Here is a 21,667-nt window from a genome sequence, read left to right as displayed (position 1 = left end):
ATGACAAAGAAAATCGGGATCTCTTTTACCGGGACTAATTTTCATCATTATTGGTCATGGATTACCTCCCAGGACTTAGGGGATGATCTCGAATTGATGCTTCTATCCTTTGAAAAAAACAATAGGGAAGATATCTATCAATGTGACGGATTTATTCTCACAGGGGGCATCGATGTACATCCCGGTTTTTATCAGGGCTCTTTGGATTATAAGAACAAGCCCGTCGATCATGAACTGGATAGAGATTATTTTGAAGCAGAGATTTTTCAATATGCCCTATTGAATAATTTGCCTTTGCTCGGTATTTGCAGAGGCATGCAATTAGTCAATGTATTGCAGGGAGGCCGATTGATTCAGGATCTTGATCATAAGAATGTCAGGCACCGGAGTGAAGGCACGGACAAAGAGCACACCATCATAACAGATCATGATACTTTACTCTATAAAGTAGCAGGTACATCTTCCGGTCATGTAAACAGTGCACATCATCAATCCATCGACCCTCTAGCACTTGGGGAAAATCTTAGAGTCAATACGTATGATGACGATGAAGAAAAAATAATAGAAGGCCTGGAGTTTGATGATAAAACCGATAAACCCTGGATGCTCTGCGTGCAATGGCATCCTGAAAGAATGTTTCAAAAACAACAAAATCCTTATTCTGAAAACATCAAACAACATTTTTTGACCGCCATCAGAAAAACCAATATGAAAAAACTACCTATCATCAACCCAGCTACAGAAGAATTAATCACTACGCTCAATGAAGATACCCCTGAAAGTCTGCTCAAAAAATTTGACTTATTAAAATCAGCCCAAGCAGCCTGGAGCGAGCTACCTCTGGACGAAAGAATTCGTATTTTAAAACAATTTGCGGTTTTGTTGGCAGATCACATTGAACACCTTGCAGCCATACTTACTTCTGAAGTGGGAAAACCACTCAGCCAGTCTCGCAATGAAATCAACGGAGCCAGGTCCCGGATTCAATGGTTGACAGACCATGCAGTACAATATTTATCAGAAGAGATCATGAGCCGTGGTGATAGCATGGTAGAGAAAATAGTCTATGAACCACTGGGCGTCATTTGTAATATTTCTGCATGGAACTATCCCTATCTCGTAGGCATCAATGTGATTGTACCTGCTTTATTAGGAGGTAATGCCGTGATGTATAAACCATCAGAACATGCCGTGCTAACCGGACTAGAAATAGAAAAACTGCTCAAGGAAGCAGGGTTACCACCCTCAGTATTTCAAGTCGCTATCGGCGCTGCTGAAGTGGGCGACAACTTACTCGACCTGCCATTTGACGGCTACTATTTTACAGGCTCCAGCAAAACAGGACAATATATTTACGAAAAAGTGGCTAAAAAAATGGTGCCCTGCCAATGTGAGCTCGGTGGCAAAGATCCCCTCTATGTAGCCGATGATGTCGGCGATATCAAAGCAGTAGCCGCAGGCACCGCGGATGGTGCTTTTTACAATAACGGGCAGAGCTGTTGTGCTGTCGAACGAATCTATGTGCATGAAAAAATATACGAGTCCTACGTAGATGAGTTTGTAAAAGAAGTGCAATCCTGGCGATCCGGTGCACCTACAGAAGACGGTATTTACTTTGGTCCGTTGAGCAGAAAAGAACAGCTAGCCTTTTTAGAGAATCAAATCAAAGATGCTGTAAGTAAAGGTGCTTCCATCCTTACCGGTGGCAAAAAAGTAGAAGGACCGGGTTATTTTTTCGAACCCACTGTCCTGGTCGATGTAGATCATACCATGGACCTCATGCGATCAGAATCTTTTGGACCAGTGATAGGCATCATGAAAGTACAAGATGACGCCGAAGCCATCCATCTGATGCAGGATACTGCGTATGGACTCACCGCCTCAGTCTATAGCGCCGATCAAAGCCGTGCTGAAAAAATATTGCATCAGATCAATGCCGGCACCGGCTATTGGAATTGTTGTGATCGGGTGAGTGCCGCCTTACCCTGGAGTGGCAGGAATCGATCAGGCTTTGGGGTCACCTTGTCTCATGCAGGTTTGAGGGCTTTTACCAAAGTGAAAGGGTATCATTTGAGGAAATAGGAATATAGGCAATAGGCAATAAGCCTCGGGAGACACCCTTTAGGGTTGGGGTGTGCGGTCGAATGAATGGAAAAATCATCCCTAAGCCTCGGGAGACAAACCTGCGAGGTTTGGGTGTTGGCAGGAGCGAAAGCGAACCTTGCAGGTTTTGTTTGAATAGGTTTAGGAGGAGTTGTACTCCGACATTAATGTATTACTTCAGTTGATACATTTTAAACCCATAACTTTGACTGATGAGTACAGAAGATAAAAAAACCTCCAACATTTTTTCAGAAAGTGAAATCGTGGAAGCGGGTGCTTGCCCAAATTGTTGGGGAAGACAGCAATATGATCATCGTTATATCCAGTTTGTTGACGATCAGACCAAAGACAATATCAATCATAATCCAGAACACCAAAAAGCGTTTATTCAACAGTTTGTGGAAACCTATGTCACTGGCATCAAACTAAAAAATGTGGAAACTTTTCGTCAATGTCCGGTATGTAGTAAAGGGTATTGACGGTATTGAAACATGGATTACCATACAAGATGGAACCCGTTGGTTCGAACACGATCTCGGCAATCTTGTCAAGTAATTAATTATTTTTAACCCAATCCATGCATTAGGCATGGATTGCCCGAAGGGCCGACGCAATGAAAAATGCACTCGAAATGCATTGCAATAGAAACACCTTTTAAGTGCATTTTTCATTGGTCGGGTCACTGATGTTTACAATCAGGATGCCGATATTGATCGTCGGCAGTTAAACCCTGACAAAATTATTTTCATTGAGAAAATAATTTTCGTCAGCTGACTGACGATTCTGTCACCATCCCGATATCCATCATCGGGATCCAAAGGAGATAATCATTGCATTTCTAATGCACGATTACGGTTTAATATTTCCAGCTATATTCAATCCGCTGGGAACAGATGTGGGAATACTTTTATCGTAGTCCGCATCATTTAAAGAGTTTAAAAATGAAATAATAGGCTCCATTTCTTTTACACTCAATTTTAACTCGCTGATCAATGGATCAAATTGCTGTTTGGTTACCTCTTCAAGTCGGCTTTTACCATCTGCCATATCTTCATAAAACTCCAATACCTCTTTTAAACTATTAAAACTTCCATTATGCATATAGGGCGCCGTAAACCGAAGGTTTCTCAAGCTAGCCGTTCGAAATGCATAGGTATCTTTTATCCCTTTATCCATTTCTAATAATTCAGGGTTTTTAGGAACTCCCAATATATGAGGCTGGTAATCAGAAAACATGGGGCCATTGTGACAATTACCACAACCTACCTTTTTAAACAAACGGAATCCTTCTTTTTCTGCCAATGAAATAGCGTCTGCGTCGCCGCGCAAAAACCTATCAAATCGAGTATTAGGGGTTATCAAAGTTCTTTCGAATGCAGCAATAGATTTCGCTATGTTTTCGGCATTAATATCACCGGAACCTCCATAGGCAGCTTTGAATAGAGACACATACTTTGGAATATTTTTCAACCTTTTTATAATCTCACTTAATATTTGATCCTCGGAAAAATGAGTACCTCTCATTTCTTCGTAGGTTAATATAGGTAGTAAAGCTTGACTTTCAAGGCTATTTATGCGCAAATCCCAAAACATCGGCGCACTCTCAGGGGTATACTGATTTGTTGTATTAATTCCATTAAAAGCAACATTAAGTATGGTGGGTGCATTTCGTTTGACCAAAGGGATTTTATTGGGTTTATTAAAAACACGCTTGCTACCCAGGCCTCTGCCATTTGAACCAATGGATAAATCTCTATATTCTGCATAACCATTAGAAGGGTGATGACAAGTAGCACATGCCACATCCTTTTCACCAGATAAAATTGGATCGTAAAAAAGTAATTTTCCCAATTGTACCTTTTCTGGACTTTGGGCGTTATCGCTTGGTGATTTTACATTTTGGGGTAGAGCAATAAATAGACTTAAATAGTCAAAATTTTTCCTTTTTTGTGATTTCTCAGGTAGTATCTGCCTTTTTTCCGGTTCAGGATTGGTGCATTGCACAATTAATAAAAGGATAAATGGAATCAAAAAGCAGCAGATGTATTTTTTCTCTATTTTCCAACCTGAAGAAGCATATTTTTTAAAGAAGGTGACCATGATAACCTGAATACAATGTAATCAACTTTTCTCAATTGGTGGAATTATCCAATGACAGGATTTGAATGTGTATGTTAGGATCTACTTTGTAATCCAACAGCATCAGGTAATACTGCAGTTGCCTCTATCTCTATCAAACATCCATAATGCAGGGTAGGCACTGGGACAATACACCTTGCAGGCTTATGGTCTCCAAAAAAGAGCGCATAACGATCGTTTACCTGGGCCCACAATGCTACATCAGCGATATAGACCCTTGTTTGTAATATATTGTTTTTAGAGCTCCCGGCTTCCTTGAGGATGACTTCGATCTTCTGTAAGGTCAGATCAGTTTGCTCCTCGATAGTGGCAGGAATGTTTTTTGAAATTGGATCGATAGGTAACTGACCAGATAAATATAATATTCCGTAGTGAGCTATACATTGTGAGTAATGCCCATTGGCTTTTGGCATAGAGGGTGTGGTGATGACATGCATTTTGATAAGATTTTTCTTTTGTAAAAAATAAGGTTTGACAGTAATGCTCGATTTTAGAATTCTCAATGTATTTTTCAACAGTCGAGTAAACTTTTTTTGATCATTTACTCGCCAGCGTGCTCTTTATCAATAGACCAATCTCTCCTCCCCATCCTTTCCGTCCATTGTTTTCTTTCATCCGCACTCATGCTTTTCCAGCGCTGTTGTAGCATACCTTTTCCGCTCAGGTAATTTGACCGGTTATTAAATCCTTTTGGACCGATATTGCCCGTAAGGATTCGGACCAGGATCAAAAGACCCAGCGCTTGAAAATAAGATAAGGACTTCAAACCAAATAAGTCTACGACGATATTGTTCCAAAGCAGCATCACTGCATAAGTCAGGAGGGCGAACAAAGCCAGCTTAAATAAAATGATTCTTGCAACCCAGTTTTTTTTGTGCTTTCTCATTTATTAGTCATTAAATAGGTTTTCAAACTCTTTTTTTAATCTTTTTACTGCATAACTTTTACGAGCCAGCAAAGTATTGATGGATACGCCTGATTTCTCAGACATCTCTCTAAAGCTTACATCATTCATTTCGTTTTCGATGAATACTTCCCTTTGTTCAGGTGGTAATTTTAGTAATAATTTTTGAAGTAAATCCCAAAACTCCTGGCTTTCCAGTATTTCAGAAGGCAGACTTGCTTCTGCCCATTCGTTAAAGGATAGCCCTTCGCTTATCTCATCACCATCTTCATCACCCAAATCAGGTTTTTCAAGTGAGCTAAAAGGAATGGTCTTTTTCTTTTTATAAAAATTAATCACTCTGTTATTGGCTGCAGTAAAAAGCCAGCTGCTGATCTGTTCAATATCATCCAGTTCATCCTGGCGTGATAGCTGATACCAAACCTCCTGGGATATATCTTCAGCCTCTTCAAGATCCCCTATTTTTGATTTGATGAACCTCAGCACACGGTTGCCATATTCGGCAAACCAATTGGTTATTTTTATTTCTTTTTGTTGTTGCTGGCTCATGGTGATGACGGTTTTTAGGACCGCCCGGAGGATCAGAATAATGGTTGGATTTAAATAGAAAAAAATAAGCAGATACGGTGAAGCATCTGCTTATAAATATAGACGAAATTTGCTATTCTTTGTCAGTTTTTAGTATGGTCATTTACCAGAGTGTTTTTCATTTCTGTCCCATGGCTTTTTTAGTTGGTGCCAATGCTGACTTGCTTTATCATTGGAATGCCGCCAGGAATGCATAAGATTGTTTGTTTGATCCTGAGGTCTTTCAGCATTATTTTTCTGCCATGCATAACACTCCCATCGATGATCTTTAAGATGATGATGATGTCCAAAGAAAGAGAATAGAGACACAAAAGTTATTACGCCAGTCAATATACCTGTTAGCCAAAGGGTACTTTTTTTCATTTTTGATTTTTATTATTTTAGTTGTTTGATAATTACTTGTTGATTGGTTCGACGATGCCGGAATCATCTTTTCCTGCATTGCGACAACCACGATGCTTCATTTTTTCAAAAAAAGCCTTTTTCTCTTCATCACTCATATTTTGGAATCGCTGCCATCGATGACCACGACCTGCAAAAGCATGTTCATGACTGAAGCCCCTACCAAATCCTCTGCCCATTGTCATTCGGATCATAAATCCCATCAGCCCAAGGAATATGACAGACTTTAGCAAGAAAAAAGGGAAAGCAAATAGTGCCCATCCACCCAGGACACCCAAAGCGCCTGCTTTTAAAATTTGATTGTTCATTTGTTAGTTGTTTTTAATTTGATTGTTATATCAGTTAAGACAACCCAGTATGACAATTATTGTAAGAGCAATAAAATATTTTTTTAAAAGAGTATGAATTAGCCCATGCCTGAAAAAAAATCTAACCCTTTTTGCATTCGATAAAAAGCTCTGAACCTTCACGGGCAGGATGCGAGTTATTACAAAGCTCCATTTTCTTAATTTCAAATTTTGAACTGAATAGTTTCTGGTATTCCTCCAGGTCACCTCCAAATGGTGGTCCTGCCTGGTCAAAATATCGATTGAATAATACGCCGGCAAGCAGTCCTCCCTGTTGGAGTAATTCGTGCATATGGTCGATATACCTTCTTCTCAGACCAGGATCCAATGCACAAAAAAAGGTTTGTTCGAGAATCAACTCATACTGGCCTTGATGTGCAAAAAAATCTCCTTCGATGATATGAATTTGTGATTGATGGCTGGTCCGTGACCTGAGATCGGCGATAAGTGATGGAGCTATATCTATGATGGTGATGTTTTTAAATCCTTGATCTGCCAGGTAAGTAGCTTCATAGGCGTTGCCGGCCCCTGGGATCAATATAGCAAGGTCTTTATTATCCAGGCTATCTATATATGCCTTTAAGGGGGGAGATACGGCCCCAAGATCCCAGCCCGTAGTATGGTTTAAATACTTATTGTTCCAAAAATCTGCATTGAGAGCAGCTGTCGATGATACAATTTTATCTTTCATTTTAATATTATAATCTTTAGTCAAACAAAGTAACTCCGATAACAATCAATTTGAACTAAGAGCTGTACTTTGGATCGTAGAATGGATAGTTAAAATTATTTTGCTTGCTATCATGTATAAAATTAAAAGTTATTCGATCCTTTTCTTACAAATTTGTTGCCTGCTGGCATCTAATTTTTATTTTCCGATGACATCTATTGGCCAGGTTGATCGTAAAGCGACCAAAGAGACCAGGGCACTCTACCAACATCTGTTTGACTTGCGTACCAAAGGAGTCATGTTTGGTCACCAGGATGCACTGGCATATGGGCTTAATGCTGACTTAACAAGATGGATTGGTGGCGTCAATCATTCTGACATCATGACCATTACAGGGGCACACCCCGCCGTGGTGGGACATGATCTTGGGCACCTGGAGCTGGGGCAGGAAAGAAACCTCGACGAGGTGCCCTTCAATAGCATGCGTCAATCGATCCTGCAAGTGTATAAAAATGGAGGCATCAACACGCTCAGTTGGCATCCCAACAATCCGCTGGATCTATCTAAAACTACCTGGGATAAAATGGATAGCACGATAGAGAAGGTCCTGAATAATAGAAAGCACCTAAAAGCATATAAAAAAATTCTGAGCAAACTCGCCACTTATATTAAAAGCTTAAAGGGTCCAGAAGGAGAATTGATACCTGTCATTTTCAGACCCTACCATGAGCATACCGGTAGTTGGTTTTGGTGGGGAGCTGCTCATTGTACAGCAGATGAGTATAAAGCTTTTTGGCAGATGACGGTCGACTATCTGATCAGAAAAAAGAAGGTCCATAATATTTTGTATGCTTACTCTACTGATAATTTTAACAGCGAAGAGCATTATTTGGAGCGATTTCCAGGAGATGACTATGTAGATATCCTGGGATTTGATACCTATCATCGCAATGCGCCTTTTTCAGACTCTGTTTTTATAGCCAATACAAAACGCATGGTGGCTACCATAAAAAAATTAGGTACTGAAAAAAACAAACTGTATGCTATCACGGAGACGGGACTTGAACGAGTGACAGAAAATGATTGGTGGACCCGTATCGTCTATCCTATCATCTCTGATTCTGGTTTAAGTTATATCCTGGTATGGCGCAATGGTCGACCAGATCATTTTTATGCACCTTACCCCGGGCATAGCAGTCAGGAGGATTTTATTCGATTTTTTAACTTGCCAGGTACCTTGTTTGAAAAAGACTTAGACAACTTATATCATTAAAAGAAGAGTACTTTAAATTAAATATTTTAATTCAGTATATACCTATGGAATTTAGTTCGAGATTAGAGATGTTGAGCCAGGTCAAAACTACCTTATTCAGTAAAAAGAATGAAGTCGTTCAGCCAGGAAATGGTATTTACGAAAAATATAAATACCCTGTCGTCACCGCTGATCATGCTCCACTCCATTGGGAGTACGATCTGGATCCTGCGACCAATCCCTATTTGATGAAAAGATTTGCCATCAACGCGACTTTCAATGCGGGTGCAATAAAATGGAACGAAAAATATCTCTTGGTGGTGCGCGTAGAAGGAGCTGACAGGAAATCATTTTTTGCCATCGCCGAGAGTTCGAATGGAATCGACGGGTTCCAGTTTTGGCAGCATCCGATCACCATGCCTGAGACGAGTGACCCTGATATCAATCTGTACGATATGCGTGTGGTTGCACATGAAGATGGTTGGATCTATGGCATCTTTTGTACGGAAAGAAAAGATCCAAATGCAAAAAATGGAGACGAGTCTTCTGCAGTCGCACAAGCTGGCATCGCTCGAACCAAGGACCTGGTCACCTGGGAGCGCCTGCCTGATCTGCAATCGCCATCACCACAACAACGCAATGTAGTCCTGCATCCTCAATTTGTCAATGGCAAATATTTTATCTATACCCGACCTCAGGATGGGTTTATTGAAGCAGGTACCGGAGGGGGTATCGGTTATGGATATTCTGAGACGATGAATCCGGCTATTGTAGAAAAGGAGTACATCCTGGATGAAAAACGCTACCATACCGTGTACGAAGTAAAAAATGGCCAGGGACCGGCTCCCATCAAAACGACCCAAGGCTGGTTGCACCTTGCACATGGAGTTCGAAATACGGCAGCTGGCTTAAGGTATGTATTGTATATGTTCCTGACGGATCTTAATAATCCTCAGGTAGTCACGCACAAACCAGCCGGTTATTTTCTTGCACCGGAAGGAGATGAGCGCGTGGGCGATGTCAGTAATGTTGTTTTCTCCAATGGTTGGATTGCTGATCCGGATGGTAGGGTGTTTATATATTATGGATCTTCAGATACGCGCATGCATGTAGCGACTAGCAGCATTGATCGTTTGCTGGATTATGTGATGCATACTCCGGCAGATGGTTTTAGATCTGCAGCCTCGGTAGAGGTATTAAATCATATCATCGCTCGCAATTTGAATTTGGCACATTCATCCATTGGGTAAAATGACCAATGAGCTTACAGTGTTTTATGAAGAGATACGAACTGAAGCCGATCGTATCCTGTCCTGGTGGCGTATGTATGCCCCGGATCCTATTCACGGTGGCTTTGCTGGCGAAATAGATCAGCACAATATGCCCAAGGTGGATGCAGACAAAGGAAGTGTACTGCATGCACGGATCCTTTGGACTTTTTCAGCAGCTTATCGAAAACTTGGCCATGCCGAAGATCTCGAGCTGGCCCGGAAAGCATTCAATTATCTGGTGACGCATTTTTATGATCTGCAGCTAGGTGGTGTCTATTGGGCTTTAAAACCAAATGGAGACATTAGTAATAATAGAAAACAGATCTACGCACTTGCATTTGCCATCTACGGTTTGGCAGAATATTTTAAAATAACGGGTGATCATGCTGCACTGGATCCTGCCATCCACTTGTACCAGGCCATCGAATATCACAGCCAGGATCCGGAATTTGGTGGATATTTTGAAGCATATAGCAATGAATGGGGCCTATTGGATGACTTAAGACTCAGCGAAAAAGATCGCAATGATCCCAAGACGATGAATACCCACCTGCATCTCATTGAGGCTTATGCCAATCTCTATCTTGTCTGGAGAGAACCCCAACTTAAAGTATCCATAGAAAGACTCCTGGAAATATTTGATAAAAAAATTATTCAACCCAATCATCATCTGGCTTTGTTTTTTGATAAGGCCTGGCAAAAAACATCCGAAGCCATATCATACGGTCATGATATAGAGGCATCATGGCTACTACACGAATGCGCCCATATTTTACAGGATCCCGATTTGTATATCTACTGGAGCGCCAAGGCTATACAAATCGCCAACGCTGCCACAGAAGGTATTCAACATGATGGTAGTTTTATCCACGAATATGATCCTGAGCATTTACACACCGATGCTCACCGTGAGTGGTGGGTCAGTGCAGAAGGTATGGTTGGATTTATCAATGCGTATCTCCTGACAGGCGACGAGCTATATCTGCAGAAAGTGTCCAGGCTATGGGAGTTTACCAAATCACACCTGTTAGATCACGAGTCCGGCGAATGGTACTGGGGAGTACATGCAGATTATACTAAGATGGCAGAGTACAAAATGGGTTTTTGGAAATGCCCTTACCATAATGTCAGAGCGTGCTTTGAGATTATGGAACGGATTGAACAAATAAAAAGCAAATAGGGTCCGCAAAACAAATTGCAGTTAAAGCATTAACCCAAAAAATTCATTAGCGGTTGAATTTTTTATCCTTCGGATCCCGATGATGAATATCGGGATGCTGATAGAACCATCAGTCACTATGTCAGAGGTTAATCCTGATATTGATTATGAAATGAATTCTTCCATCAAAAAGTTCACAATTCATTAATCAATCAATCATCAGATCGTTCATTTGAAATTCAAATGAACAATTTCGGATTAATGCATATGTGGATTGAAAGTCCCCTGCATTAATAATTTACCACGAGCTATCAATGAATCCGACACACTCCCTTCCTCAAAAACCACCTTGTCTGCAGTAAGATCATAAGCCATTTTGCCTTGTTCGGTTACAAAGCCAAATCCTTGATCAAAAGTATAAAACACACTGCCGGTTTGAGTAGAATCTAATAGCTGATGGGCAAATCGGTAGGGCAGATGGAGGCTATCGTTCTTAAAGAGAGATGATAGAAGAGAATAAGCCAGATCGGTATGGGACCCAATTTTATTCAAACTTTTTCCCTTCAAATCATCGTTTAATGCAGGACCAAATATCAACATTGGGATCTTGAATTTGCCAGGGTCAAAATTATTGGTATAATCCCTTGGCATAGGATTGCCATGATCAGCAGTGAGAACAAAAAGGGTAGAGTCAAACCAGGATTGTCCTTGGGCTAGTTGTAAAAACCGGCCCAGACTTTGATCTGTATAGTAGACTGTATTTCTAAAAAGATCCGGCCAGGTTTTACTATGAATCAATGGGGCAATAGGTATATCATAGGGCTCATGACTACTGAGGGTGAGGATACAACTGAAGAAGGGTTGCTTTTCCTGATGTAGATCTTTGGCCATTCGCTCAAAGACATAATGGTCTGCCACACCCCATTTTATACCCCGATAGTCCGCAGGAAAGTCCCTGATATCTATAATCCTTTCAAATCCGGTATTGATCAGATAAGATTTGATATTGGCAAATTCTGATTCGCCTCCGTAATAAAACGAGCTGGAATAACCCTTTTTTTGGAGTGATTTGGTCATAGATGGAATATCACTTGTCAGGTCATTGTTTTGAATGATCGAGCCAACCGGCCTGGTAGGAAATCCATTGAGTATGGAAGGCAGCCCTTTGTAAGTACGATCTCCATTGGCATAAAAGTGAGGCCAGATCAATCCTTGCCCTACTAACGAATCTATAATAGGAGTCAATCCTGATTCTCCTCCAAAGGCCGGTATCACATCCGCAGTAAATCCTTCAAGCAGGATGAATACAATATTGGGCTTTATCACCTTGCTCAAAATATACGGCGTTGTGTCTTTCTGATAAAAATCTTTTAATACCTGATCTACCGCTTGTGAAGTGCCAAAATGATAAGGGTTGGCACCACCATGATTGTTTACGACTTTATTCATCAGGTTCCATGTAGCATTGATCGAGGTGTTATTGTACAGGGGAACATCAGAAAAGTATGCTGAACTCTGATTGATAGGTTCCAATTGTAAGCCGCCGCGAATACCTATAAATGAGAGGCCTATCAAGCCTAAGTAGGCAAGCCCTGATCGCAGGCGTTCAGAAAATGTTTTTGAAAATTCTGGCTGAATTGGATTTGCTAGCACACGGTACAACCACCATAGACCTAAAAAACTGATCAGGAACACCAAACCTACGATCATCAGATGATCACCCTGGCCAATGCTCGCCATGACTTCTGCAGGGTGTCGGGCAAAAGACAATGCAGTAAGATTGAGCTTGGTCGCCCAATGTTTGTATACTACCAAATCTGCTACAGTAATCAAAAGATAGATTGATAAAGCGATCACTTGCCAGTATCGGCGTAACTGATCAAATAATTTATAGGCACTCCAATCATAACACCATGCCAACAATAATGCAAGTGAAGTGATATAACAACTCAAAGAAAAATCCAGTCTACATCCGTAGACAAATGTATTTATCAAATTAATTCCAGCATCGTATTCGCCCCAATGATATAAAACAAAAAGGACACGTGCCCACCAGGCTACTAATAACCAATATGCGATATGAACAATAAAGAATCTAAGTAAAATCTTCACCGGAATAAATAATTTCAAAGGTATCAATTACCCGTGGGGTGTGCTAATGGATCAGACTGGTCAATACAACTGAGTTTTAATGAAGTCCTTTTTTTTCTGGTTTTTTATCTCCGGTGGTAGGGTAGACAAGATTTCACATTTAAGCGCATCGATGATATACCTCTTGATATGCTTACGAAAAGTCACGATACCGATTTCCCGGACTGGCACGGGACTTTTAAAATAGCGGATGCAGTCTATTTTATGGTCAGGTATATCTTTGAGTGCCAGCATAGGCAGGATGGTAATGCCCTGATTAATATCGACTATTTTTTTCAAAGTTTCGATTGTCCCTGCTTCAAAACTTAACTGGTGCATCTCTTTTTCCCTGTTTTTTAATTCACATAGATTGATCACCTGGGACCTGAGGCAGTGCCCTTCTTCTAATAGCCACAGCCTGTTGATATCAATATCACTGGCTATAACATACTTTTTGCGCATTAATTTTTCTTCTGAGGATGCATAGACCACAAATTCTTCAAAAAACAAAGATTCTTCATACAATCGGACATCATTCAGTGGGGTGGCCAAAATGCCCGCATCCAGCTCTAATCGCTCCAGTTTGTGGATGATTTCGTCCGTGGTCAGTTCACTTATTTTTAATTTGAGCTCGGGATATTTTTTTAAAAATGAATTTAAAAACAAGGGCAATAAATAAGGTGCAAGGGTGGGTATGATACCAATGCGCAGCTCTCCGGTTACTTTCCCTTTTTGCTCTTGAACGATCTCTTGAAGTCGATGACTCTCTTGCAGGATATTTTTGGCTTGAGCAATGATTTTTTTGCCTGTTTCTGTGGGTATGATAGGCAGTTTACTCCTGTCAAAGATCTTGACACCCAGTTCTTCTTCAAGCTTTTTGACCATGGTACTGAGGGTAGCCTGGGTCACAAAGCAAGTCTCCGCGGCTTTTACAAAGTGCCGGTGTGTATCCAGGGCAATAATGTACTCTAATTGTTGAATATTCATTTTAAAGATATTGAAGCTGTCAATACAAATATAGCTTCTATCACTTTAGTATATATCATCATGGTCTTTACATAAAGGATATTTTACCCATGAGCTTTATATCAAAAGTGGTTCCAATACGACCACCACATGGAATAAAAGAAAAAGCGCCTGCATCATAGATGAGGCGCTTTTATAAGCTTTATGTAGAATGAATAATTATCTGATCATCAGAATTTCACGATACTTCGGCATTGGCCATTCATCATCATCTACGATCAATTCCAGTTTGTCTATACAATAACGGATGGGATCAAAGAAGGATTTGACTTTTTGATTGTATGCCAAAGCCCTTTTGTGAGAATCTTCAATTGTATTGGCTTTTTTACGGGCTTCAGTCATTTGCTCTACCAAAGTTTGAATCTTGCCGGTATACTCAGAGATTTTTTTGATGGTATCCATCGTAGGCTTATATAAGGTGGCCGGGATTTTGATTTCCTTTTGACCACGTACATTGTCTACTAACCTGGTTTGATATTTAAGAGCGGTGGATACGATATGGTTAATGGCTAAGTCCCCAAGTACCCTGCTTTCTATCTGAACTTTTTTGACATAATTTTCCCACTCTATCTCTACTCTTGCATGCAATTCCTTTTCATTGAATATGCCTAATTTTTCAAACAAAGCCACATTCTCTTTTTTAAGGAAGATAGCCAGGGCGGATGGAGTATCCTTGATATTACTCAACTTGCGTTTGGCAGCTTCTTTTACCCATTCTTCTGAATAGTTATTTCCTTCAAAAATTATTTTTTTAGAAGATCGGATATAACCTTGTAGTACCTCAGTGATAGCCAGTTCTTTCTTTTGACCACCAGCTATGAGCTTGTCTACATCTTCTTTGAATGTAAATAATTGATTTGCGACCATCGTATTGAGCACGGTCATAGGATGAGCGCAGTTTGCACTGGAACCTACCGCTCTAAATTCAAATTTATTACCGGTAAAAGCAAAGGGCGAAGTCCTGTTTCTGTCAGTATTATCGAGGATAAGGGGTGGTATTTTATTTACACCCAACTTCATATAGACATTGTCACCTTTTTCTAAAGTAATTTCTTTGTTCTTTTCAAACTCTGTCAATACTCTATTCATCGTGTTACCTACAAATACCGACATGATGGCTGGAGGAGCTTCGTTTGCTCCGAGACGGTGTTCATTGCCCGGAGTGGCGATAGATGCTCTCAACAGATCAGCATTGTCTGCTACCGCTTTGACTACATTGACAAAGAAAGTAAGGAATCTCAGGTTTTCTTTAGGTTTGGAGCTTGGTCCGAGCAGGTTAATACCGGTATCTGTACCCAATGACCAGTTATTGTGCTTGCCGGATCCGTTGATGCCTGCAAATGGTTTTTCATGAAACAGGACTTTTAGCTTGTGTTTGGCAGCTACTTTTCCCATCAAGTCTATCAGTAACTGATTGTGATCGCATGCCAGGTTGAGTTCTTCAAAAGTAGGAGCTACTTCAAACTGTGCAGGAGCTACTTCGTTGTGTCGGGTACGAGCAGGGATACCAAGTTTTTGGGCTTCTATCTCAAAGTCAACCATAAAAGCATTGACTCTGGGAGGTATAGAACCAAAATAATGATCTTCTAATTGTTGGCCTTTTGCAGGGGCGTGACCAAATACGGTCCTGCCAGCCATCATCAGGTCAGGTCGGGCATTAAACAATGCTTCGTCGATCACGAAATATTCTTGTTCAGGGCCGAGAGTGGCAATGACTCTTTTAACATCCCGATCAAAATAATCTTTCATCACCGCAGTAGCTGCTTTATCTACCTGTGCGATGGCTTTTAAAAGAGGTGTTTTATAATCTAGTGCTTCACTGGTATAGGAGACAAACACGGAAGGAATACAAAGTGTCGCTGTTCCACCCAGGTTTTCCATGATAAACGCAGGAGAAGAGGGATCCCATGCTGTATAACCACGTGCTTCGAAAGTAGATCGAATACCACCAGATGGAAAAGAAGATGCATCAGGCTCTTGTTGTACCAGGGCAGACCCTTTAAATTTTTCTATAGCTTTTCCTGTTTTATAATCGATGTCAAAAAAGGCATCATGCTTTTCTGCTGTAGACCCGGTCAATGGTTGGAACCAATGAGTGTAATGAGTCGCTCCTTTGGATACTGCCCATGATTTCATAGCAGCTGCCACTTCATCAGAAGCATCTCTGTCTATTTTAGAACCAGAAAGTATGGCATCCGATATTTTTTTGTAAGCCTCAGGACTCAGCAGAGACTTCATCACATCATCATTAAAAGTATTGCAGCCATAATACTCTGAGATCTTTTGATCAGGTATCTTGACATGGGCTATAGGTCGGTTTTGAGCCAGATCCAGGGCTTTAAATCTTGAAATTGCCATTTTTAAATTTTTGTAGTTGAAAATCAGCTGTAAAATTATATTTTTTATGACTAAAGCCTACTATCTGCTTTTGTTTTTAATGAAAAATGGGGCCAAAAAATGTTATTTCTAAAAATATAGATTTTGTGATCTTTCACAAGCGAAGGTGAAAGTTAAGAATTACTCCATTGAAAAAGGCCTTAAAAAGGCCTTTTCTCTGAACTCAAAAAACTAATTTTTTTAATTTTCATTACCCAATAAGGGGTTTAGTCTTCCGTGCTGGCCACTGCCTTACCTACAGCTGCGCCGGCTTCCACTTTTTCTCTGATCTTAGTCTCGATTTCATCAGCTACTTCCGGATTGTCAGCCATGAATTGTTTGGCAGCTTCCCGACCCTGAGCGATTTTAGAACCGCCATAGCTAAACCAGGCACCACTTTTTTGGATGATTTCCAGGTCTACTCCAAGATCAACGATTTCACCGATTTTAGAGATGCCTTCGCCGTAGGTAATGTCAAAATTGGCTATACGGAAAGGTGGCGCCAATTTGTTTTTGACCACTTTGACTTTGACGGTATTGCCCAACATATTACCTTCTTTGTCCTTTATTGGCGAACCTTGTCTTCTGATATCAAGCCTAATACTGGCATAAAATTTTAAAGCATTTCCACCGGTGGTCGTCTCCGGATTACCAAACATGACACCGATCTTTTCACGCAATTGATTGATAAATATGCAGCAACAACCTGTGCGACCAATAGTACCGGTGAGCTTTCGCATGGCTTGGGACATCAGTCTGGCCTGCAATCCCATCTTACTATCACCCATCTCCCCTTCTATCTCGGCTCTTGGTACCAAAGCTGCGACAGAATCTATGACGATGATATCTATAGCTCCTGATCGAATCAAGTTTTCTGCTATCTCCAGCGCCTGCTCTCCATTATCTGGCTGAGAAATCAGCAGGTTTTCTGTATCTACTCCCAGCGCTTCGGCGTAATGCCGGTCAAAAGCATGTTCGGCATCTATAAATGCAGCCATACCACCTTTCTTTTGGCATTCCGCTATGGCATGAATAGCCAGGGTGGTTTTTCCAGAAGATTCAGGGCCATATATTTCTATCACTCTGCCTTTTGGCAGTCCGCCGATGCCTAAGGCTATATCAAGACCCAGAGAACCCGTAGATATCACTTCTACATCCTCGACTTGTCGGTCTCCAAGCTTCATGATCGTGCCCTTACCGTAGGTCTTCTCCAGTTTGTCGAGGGTAAGTTGCAGGGCTTTATGTTTTGCGTCGCGTTCGTTGCTCATTATCAATTATTTATAAAATTATATTTAAAATATTACGCACAAATGTAATATATGTATATGATATAACCTCAGATCTACATTTAAATATTCGACATTAATTGGTCGATCTATTCATCCATAGACCTGAGGTACCCATATCCATTGTTTTATGCTGCCAATAGTTTTTCAGTTTGCATCAACTCAAACTCATTGACCACAATCTCCGTGGTATACCGCTTAGTACCGTCTTTGGCTTCATAACTACGCTGACTTAATTTGCCTGTCAGGGTTATTTTGGCACCTTTTTTTAGCTCTTGTTCTACTTTTTCTGCAATTTCACCCCAGGCTACCAGGCGATGCCATTGGGTATTTTCGATTTTTGTCCCACTGGCACTGGTATAAGATTCATTAGTGGCTAGTGAGAAGGATGCCATCTTGGATCCGGTGGAAAATTGCTTGATCATCGGCTCCTGCCCGAGGTGACCCATTAACTGGACTTTGTTCGTTACGCTTGTCATAATAATTAAAAATTTATTGGTTAAAAAATATTGTTTACAAATAGATGCTACAGATAGTTATGCTTTTTGATGTACGCATGGTAGCGACGCTTACGATCTCTTTCGTCTGTATGTGGTGTCTGCGGTTCATAGTTAGTATTTATTTATTTTTTATTGTTGTTGATTGGATGCTAACAGGATAGTCAGGATTAAATCATCGGGACAAAGATGTATCAGCGGCCAAGCGATAGTCGTATTCTAATCAATTACTTGCGGTTGTAGGTGTTTGTAGCCGTTTGTATAATGTTGTTGGCTGTGTGGGAGTATAACGCTAAGAGCCTGATTATTGAGCTCTTATATTCGTATTGGTAATATTTGCCGGCATGCTATATTGTTTTATTTTTTTTACTGAAAAAAGGGTAATCAATAAAAATGTAATCAGAATCTTCTTTGATTAGATAGTTTTCATGCATGTTTTTAAGTAAATTTCATAATGAGACGATATTTATTATTTTTTATCATCCTGTGCACTATGGCTTTAATCCTATTTTTCGCAGTAGAAGAAATGGATATTCGGCTTCTAAAAAATCCTGAGGTCCTTCTTCACCAGGGAGGATTGATAGCAGCATGTGCAGGAATAGGGTTACTCATAGCGGATGTGATACTCCCAATCCCGGCGAGCCTGGTTATGATCGCCCATGGTGCCATATTTGGAGTTTGGTTAGGTAGTTTATTTTCTTTGATAGGTGGGGTAATGGCCTCCTGTGCTGGATACTATCTGGGATACAAAAGCGGACCCATGATCAATAAATTTATCACCATGCAGGAACAAGAACAAGCTTCAGACGCAATGAAAAAATGGGGTGGACTGGCTGTGCTTATTTCTCGGCCGATACCTTTGATGGCGGAAAGTATTAGTATCATGGCAGGAGTCATTCAAATGCCGGTACAAAAGTTCATCATAGCCTCATTATTGGGGATTTTGCCTGCGGCGATCATATTTGCTATTACCGGAGTCTATGCCTTAGAAATGAAAAGTGGTATTTGGAGTTTTGGTATAGTATTGTTAGTAGCAGGCTTTTTTTGGGTCATTGGTAAATACAAAAGGCACTCCTCTTCCTGGTCTAAAGAATTCTGAAGAGATCATATCATGCAAAAGGAAACCACAATTAATTAGCCATTCAAGCCTATGCTATTTTGCAGAACATGAAAACCAAGAATAAAATAAGGCCATCACATCGCTGCAATGGCCTCTGGTGTTGTATTTCTTATATTGAACTTAGAAAAAGGTATAACGATTGTCTTTGATATTGGCATTCTTTTTAAGAGATTCCATAAAAAAAGACTGAACATTGTTTTTGGATACAGCGTTAGCCTGCTCTTTGAAGAATGAAAGATCAGATTCGCCAATGGAGGGAACCCGCTGAACGGTCTTGACTACATAAACCCCACCATTGCCGGTGATTGGCTTGGAAGTAGCATTTTTTTCTGTTCCGAAGGCGGTGGCAATGACTTTTGGTTCATTGCCCATCTGTGGTAGAAAGCTGGTACTAAAATTGACGCTGCTTGCGGTATCAACCTTGGTATTATATTTTGTAGATAAAGCATAAATATCTGCTGTAGAACCAATCTCGGAGATTAATTTTTGAGCCCGTTTTTTATTAGACAAGATCATGCTGATATCATCACGTACAGTTTCGACATTAGCCAGACCTTTTGGCTGAATGGATTTCAATCCGGCTATGGTGATTTGTTTCGTGTAAAAGTTGACTGCATCTTCGTACATATACACTTCAGGAGACACATCGCCTACATTGGTCTTTTTATCGAATGCCCACCTCACCATAGATCGTGTGCTTTCACTGGAAGGCAATAAACCTGCTGTCGCGTCATTCTGCCTTACAGCTCCTGTCTTCTCAAAACTCAAATCAGATCTGGAGGCTAAAGATTTTTTAAGATCTGTAAGATTCCTGCTTGCATTATTGAGCGTAGTGACTTCATCTTCTATCGCATTTTGAGTTTCCTGAGATGGAATAATTGGTCGTCTTACATAAGCTACTTTTACCCAATCAGGACTGTTTTTGCCAAAAGATTGTTTAGTAACTTCTATCAGGTGTATTCCAAACTGAGTCGCTACAGTGTAATAATTTTTTGGCGTCGCCTGAAAAAATATCACATCATTAAATGGTTTTACCATGACATCATGACCTACCGTACCCAGATCACCCCCATTAAATCCAGAACCTGGATCCTGAGAAAAACGGATGGCCAGAGAATCAAATCTGGCTGTACCAGCTTCTAATAATTTTTTAAGGCTATCTATAGTCTGCTGAGCAGATGGAAGTTGATCTGCGGTCTGCACCGAACGCAAAATGTGCCTTACGGTCACTGAGTCAGCGATTTTTTTACGACCAACCAGCTTGGCTATCTTGTAATCTGTACCATCGATATAGGGACCAACTACCCCGCCTGTAGGCAATCCATAGATAGTAGATGCATGCTCAGGGCTCAATTGTGCCTCCGTAAAATAAGCAGGATCCAAAGTGCCCTCATTCTGCATAATAAAAAACGAATCGTTGAGAGCTGTCTTAAAGCTATCAACCATTGCATTGAGCTCATCATATATGGCAGCACTGTCTTGAGAAGTAGGGACGATGTTAAAATTGACATATTCTAAAAATCTAGCCTCTTCTGTATACTTATAGTTGGCCTTATGATCATTGATATACTGCTGAACCTCTTTATCGGTGATGGCGATACTGTCAGTGACGAGGTCAAAAGGAAGTTTGACATATTGAAAATCGATGAGCTCGTTAGATTCTTTGTTTTTCATCTCTGCCATCCAGGCGGGTACATAGATAGCTTTTGAGATCAAGCTTGTGTATTTGGTCTGTAACTTGTCTTTGACGATCTCTTTTTTCTGTTCATTCCAGTAAGTTACCAGGTCAGGTCTCAGGGAGTTATTATCTAGTCCTTGTTTGATCTGATTGAGTTGATCTCTATCCACGATTCCTGTACTTGGATTGATAAATCTTTGTTGGATGATGGGGCTAAGGTTATTGCCAAATTGTAGTTCCTCCATTTCGGTTTCACTGACTCCAAAACCCAATTTATCAGATTGAGTCTCAAGGATGGAGCTTTCTACCAAATAATTCCAAAGATAATTTCGACGAACATAAGGATCTACAGTACTGCTGTTATAGAGGATCTGCTCTGTCCTGGAAAAGTCATTGTAATCAATACTTTTGCCATTTACCTTGCCGATACTGAATTTAGCTTGACTTCCACCCAAAGATTTATTAGTAACTACATCCATGACCAGGAAGCTCAATAGAGCAAGGCCTATCAATACAACCATAATCCAGCTATGTTTTCGTATTTTACCTATTAAAGCCATTTTTAATCAACAATTTATAATTTATAAAAATATTTAATATATCAGAGTATTAGCCTCTGTTTGAAAAAGCGAATGCAAAAGTACACTTTTTGGCTCAATGTACAAGTCAATCTCTATCTACTTCAGCGTCAATAGGGTTATAAAAATTCTGACAAAGGA

Annotated in this window: 19 protein-coding genes; 6 read left to right on the top strand and 13 right to left on the bottom strand. The window is 40.4% G+C overall.

The window, feature by feature from the left end; all coding sequences use genetic code 11:
* Window positions 1-2,082: an aldehyde dehydrogenase family protein gene (locus IPJ09_14825; protein ID MBK7372682.1), complete on the top strand. Its 2,082-nt coding sequence runs from the start codon at window positions 1-3 to the stop codon at window positions 2,080-2,082.
* A gap of 233 nt (window positions 2,083-2,315) precedes the next feature.
* Complete coding sequence (locus tag IPJ09_14820) at window positions 2,316-2,582, top strand: hypothetical protein (protein ID MBK7372681.1); 267 nt, start codon at window positions 2,316-2,318, stop codon at window positions 2,580-2,582.
* 370 nt (window positions 2,583-2,952) lie between these two features.
* Here the strand turns inward: IPJ09_14820 and IPJ09_14815 are convergent, their stop codons facing one another.
* From IPJ09_14815 to IPJ09_14785, 7 genes are all read right to left on the bottom strand, one after another.
* A complete protein-coding gene (locus IPJ09_14815) occupies window positions 2,953-4,203 on the bottom strand; it encodes a cytochrome-c peroxidase (protein MBK7372680.1) in 1,251 nt (416 codons plus the stop codon).
* A 74-nt stretch (window positions 4,204-4,277) separates the two neighbouring features.
* Window positions 4,278-4,679, bottom strand: coding sequence for a RidA family protein (locus tag IPJ09_14810; GenBank protein MBK7372679.1), 402 nt, complete (start codon window positions 4,677-4,679; stop codon window positions 4,278-4,280).
* 104 nt (window positions 4,680-4,783) lie between these two features.
* A complete protein-coding gene (locus IPJ09_14805; protein MBK7372678.1) occupies window positions 4,784-5,128 on the bottom strand; it encodes a hypothetical protein in 345 nt (114 codons plus the stop codon).
* Window positions 5,129-5,131: 3 nt separating this feature from the next.
* Complete coding sequence (locus IPJ09_14800) at window positions 5,132-5,695, bottom strand: RNA polymerase sigma factor (protein MBK7372677.1); 564 nt, start codon at window positions 5,693-5,695, stop codon at window positions 5,132-5,134.
* A 138-nt stretch (window positions 5,696-5,833) separates the two neighbouring features.
* Window positions 5,834-6,097, bottom strand: a complete 264-nt coding sequence (locus IPJ09_14795; GenBank protein MBK7372676.1) for a hypothetical protein — start codon at window positions 6,095-6,097, stop codon at window positions 5,834-5,836.
* Between the two features lie 32 nt (window positions 6,098-6,129).
* A complete protein-coding gene (locus IPJ09_14790; GenBank protein MBK7372675.1) occupies window positions 6,130-6,444 on the bottom strand; it encodes a hypothetical protein in 315 nt (104 codons plus the stop codon).
* Window positions 6,445-6,565: 121 nt separating this feature from the next.
* Window positions 6,566-7,174 (bottom strand): methyltransferase domain-containing protein, encoded by a 609-nt coding sequence (locus IPJ09_14785; protein ID MBK7372674.1) that lies wholly within the window; start codon window positions 7,172-7,174, stop codon window positions 6,566-6,568.
* 187 nt (window positions 7,175-7,361) lie between these two features.
* Between IPJ09_14785 and IPJ09_14780 the strand changes: the two genes are divergently transcribed.
* Genes IPJ09_14780 through IPJ09_14770 form a run of 3 tightly spaced genes read left to right on the top strand, consistent with a single transcriptional unit; the run spans window position 7,362 to window position 10,856 of the window.
* On the top strand, window positions 7,362-8,426 hold the full coding sequence (locus tag IPJ09_14780; protein MBK7372673.1) for a beta-mannosidase: 1,065 nt from the start codon (window positions 7,362-7,364) through the stop codon (window positions 8,424-8,426).
* 44 nt (window positions 8,427-8,470) lie between these two features.
* Complete coding sequence (locus IPJ09_14775; GenBank protein ID MBK7372672.1) at window positions 8,471-9,655, top strand: glycosidase; 1,185 nt, start codon at window positions 8,471-8,473, stop codon at window positions 9,653-9,655.
* Window position 9,656: 1 nt separating this feature from the next.
* On the top strand, window positions 9,657-10,856 hold the full coding sequence (locus IPJ09_14770; GenBank protein MBK7372671.1) for an AGE family epimerase/isomerase: 1,200 nt from the start codon (window positions 9,657-9,659) through the stop codon (window positions 10,854-10,856).
* 237 nt (window positions 10,857-11,093) lie between these two features.
* Here the strand turns inward: IPJ09_14770 and IPJ09_14765 are convergent, their stop codons facing one another.
* The 5 genes from IPJ09_14765 to ssb all read right to left on the bottom strand — a co-directional run bounded on the left by IPJ09_14765 (window position 11,094) and on the right by ssb (window position 18,132).
* Window positions 11,094-12,947 carry a sulfatase-like hydrolase/transferase gene (locus IPJ09_14765; protein MBK7372670.1) on the bottom strand — a complete coding sequence of 618 codons (1,854 nt, stop codon included), beginning with the start codon at window positions 12,945-12,947 and terminating at the stop codon, window positions 11,094-11,096.
* Window positions 12,948-13,007: 60 nt separating this feature from the next.
* Complete coding sequence (locus tag IPJ09_14760; GenBank protein MBK7372669.1) at window positions 13,008-13,952, bottom strand: LysR family transcriptional regulator; 945 nt, start codon at window positions 13,950-13,952, stop codon at window positions 13,008-13,010.
* A gap of 198 nt (window positions 13,953-14,150) precedes the next feature.
* Complete coding sequence (locus tag IPJ09_14755) at window positions 14,151-16,349, bottom strand: glutamine synthetase III (GenBank protein MBK7372668.1); 2,199 nt, start codon at window positions 16,347-16,349, stop codon at window positions 14,151-14,153.
* 245 nt (window positions 16,350-16,594) lie between these two features.
* Window positions 16,595-17,635, bottom strand: a complete 1,041-nt coding sequence (recA, locus tag IPJ09_14750; protein MBK7372667.1) for a recombinase RecA — start codon at window positions 17,633-17,635, stop codon at window positions 16,595-16,597.
* A gap of 146 nt (window positions 17,636-17,781) precedes the next feature.
* Complete coding sequence (ssb, locus tag IPJ09_14745; protein MBK7372666.1) at window positions 17,782-18,132, bottom strand: single-stranded DNA-binding protein; 351 nt, start codon at window positions 18,130-18,132, stop codon at window positions 17,782-17,784.
* 511 nt (window positions 18,133-18,643) lie between these two features.
* On the opposite strand from ssb, the gene IPJ09_14740 reads away from it, so the two are divergent.
* Window positions 18,644-19,249: a TVP38/TMEM64 family protein gene (locus IPJ09_14740; GenBank protein ID MBK7372665.1), complete on the top strand. Its 606-nt coding sequence runs from the start codon at window positions 18,644-18,646 to the stop codon at window positions 19,247-19,249.
* Between the two features lie 141 nt (window positions 19,250-19,390).
* On the opposite strand, the gene IPJ09_14735 is transcribed toward IPJ09_14740, so the two are convergent.
* On the bottom strand, window positions 19,391-21,508 hold the full coding sequence (locus IPJ09_14735) for a peptidylprolyl isomerase (GenBank protein ID MBK7372664.1): 2,118 nt from the start codon (window positions 21,506-21,508) through the stop codon (window positions 19,391-19,393).
* Window positions 21,509-21,667: the final 159 nt, after the last annotated feature.

It is taken from the genome of Saprospiraceae bacterium (assembly GCA_016709995.1).
Taxonomy (GTDB): domain Bacteria; phylum Bacteroidota; class Bacteroidia; order Chitinophagales; family Saprospiraceae; genus JADJLQ01.
The sequence above is the reverse complement of the archived record's forward strand: the minus strand, read 5'-3'. Positions and strand labels throughout refer to the sequence as shown.

What these genes read in the sequence shown, in the direction of transcription:
- IPJ09_14735 (MBK7372664.1), bottom strand. Translation starts at nt 21,508, where the DNA reads ATGGCTTTAATAGGTAAAATACGAAAACATAGCTGGATTATGGTTGTA.
- recA (MBK7372667.1), bottom strand. Translation starts at nt 17,635, where the DNA reads ATGAGCAACGAACGCGACGCAAAACATAAAGCCCTGCAACTTACCCTC.
- IPJ09_14815 (MBK7372680.1), bottom strand. Translation starts at nt 4,203, where the DNA reads ATGGTCACCTTCTTTAAAAAATATGCTTCTTCAGGTTGGAAAATAGAG.
- IPJ09_14825 (MBK7372682.1), top strand. Translation starts at nt 1, where the DNA reads ATGACAAAGAAAATCGGGATCTCTTTTACCGGGACTAATTTTCATCAT.
- IPJ09_14785 (MBK7372674.1), bottom strand. Translation starts at nt 7,174, where the DNA reads ATGAAAGATAAAATTGTATCATCGACAGCTGCTCTCAATGCAGATTTT.
- IPJ09_14770 (MBK7372671.1), top strand. Translation starts at nt 9,657, where the DNA reads ATGACCAATGAGCTTACAGTGTTTTATGAAGAGATACGAACTGAAGCC.
- IPJ09_14820 (MBK7372681.1), top strand. Translation starts at nt 2,316, where the DNA reads ATGAGTACAGAAGATAAAAAAACCTCCAACATTTTTTCAGAAAGTGAA.
- IPJ09_14790 (MBK7372675.1), bottom strand. Translation starts at nt 6,444, where the DNA reads ATGAACAATCAAATTTTAAAAGCAGGCGCTTTGGGTGTCCTGGGTGGA.
- IPJ09_14740 (MBK7372665.1), top strand. Translation starts at nt 18,644, where the DNA reads ATGGCTTTAATCCTATTTTTCGCAGTAGAAGAAATGGATATTCGGCTT.
- IPJ09_14795 (MBK7372676.1), bottom strand. Translation starts at nt 6,097, where the DNA reads ATGAAAAAAAGTACCCTTTGGCTAACAGGTATATTGACTGGCGTAATA.
- IPJ09_14805 (MBK7372678.1), bottom strand. Translation starts at nt 5,128, where the DNA reads ATGAGAAAGCACAAAAAAAACTGGGTTGCAAGAATCATTTTATTTAAG.
- IPJ09_14780 (MBK7372673.1), top strand. Translation starts at nt 7,362, where the DNA reads ATGACATCTATTGGCCAGGTTGATCGTAAAGCGACCAAAGAGACCAGG.
- IPJ09_14760 (MBK7372669.1), bottom strand. Translation starts at nt 13,952, where the DNA reads ATGAATATTCAACAATTAGAGTACATTATTGCCCTGGATACACACCGG.
- IPJ09_14810 (MBK7372679.1), bottom strand. Translation starts at nt 4,679, where the DNA reads ATGCATGTCATCACCACACCCTCTATGCCAAAAGCCAATGGGCATTAC.
- IPJ09_14800 (MBK7372677.1), bottom strand. Translation starts at nt 5,695, where the DNA reads ATGAGCCAGCAACAACAAAAAGAAATAAAAATAACCAATTGGTTTGCC.
- IPJ09_14755 (MBK7372668.1), bottom strand. Translation starts at nt 16,349, where the DNA reads ATGGCAATTTCAAGATTTAAAGCCCTGGATCTGGCTCAAAACCGACCT.
- ssb (MBK7372666.1), bottom strand. Translation starts at nt 18,132, where the DNA reads ATGACAAGCGTAACGAACAAAGTCCAGTTAATGGGTCACCTCGGGCAG.
- IPJ09_14775 (MBK7372672.1), top strand. Translation starts at nt 8,471, where the DNA reads ATGGAATTTAGTTCGAGATTAGAGATGTTGAGCCAGGTCAAAACTACC.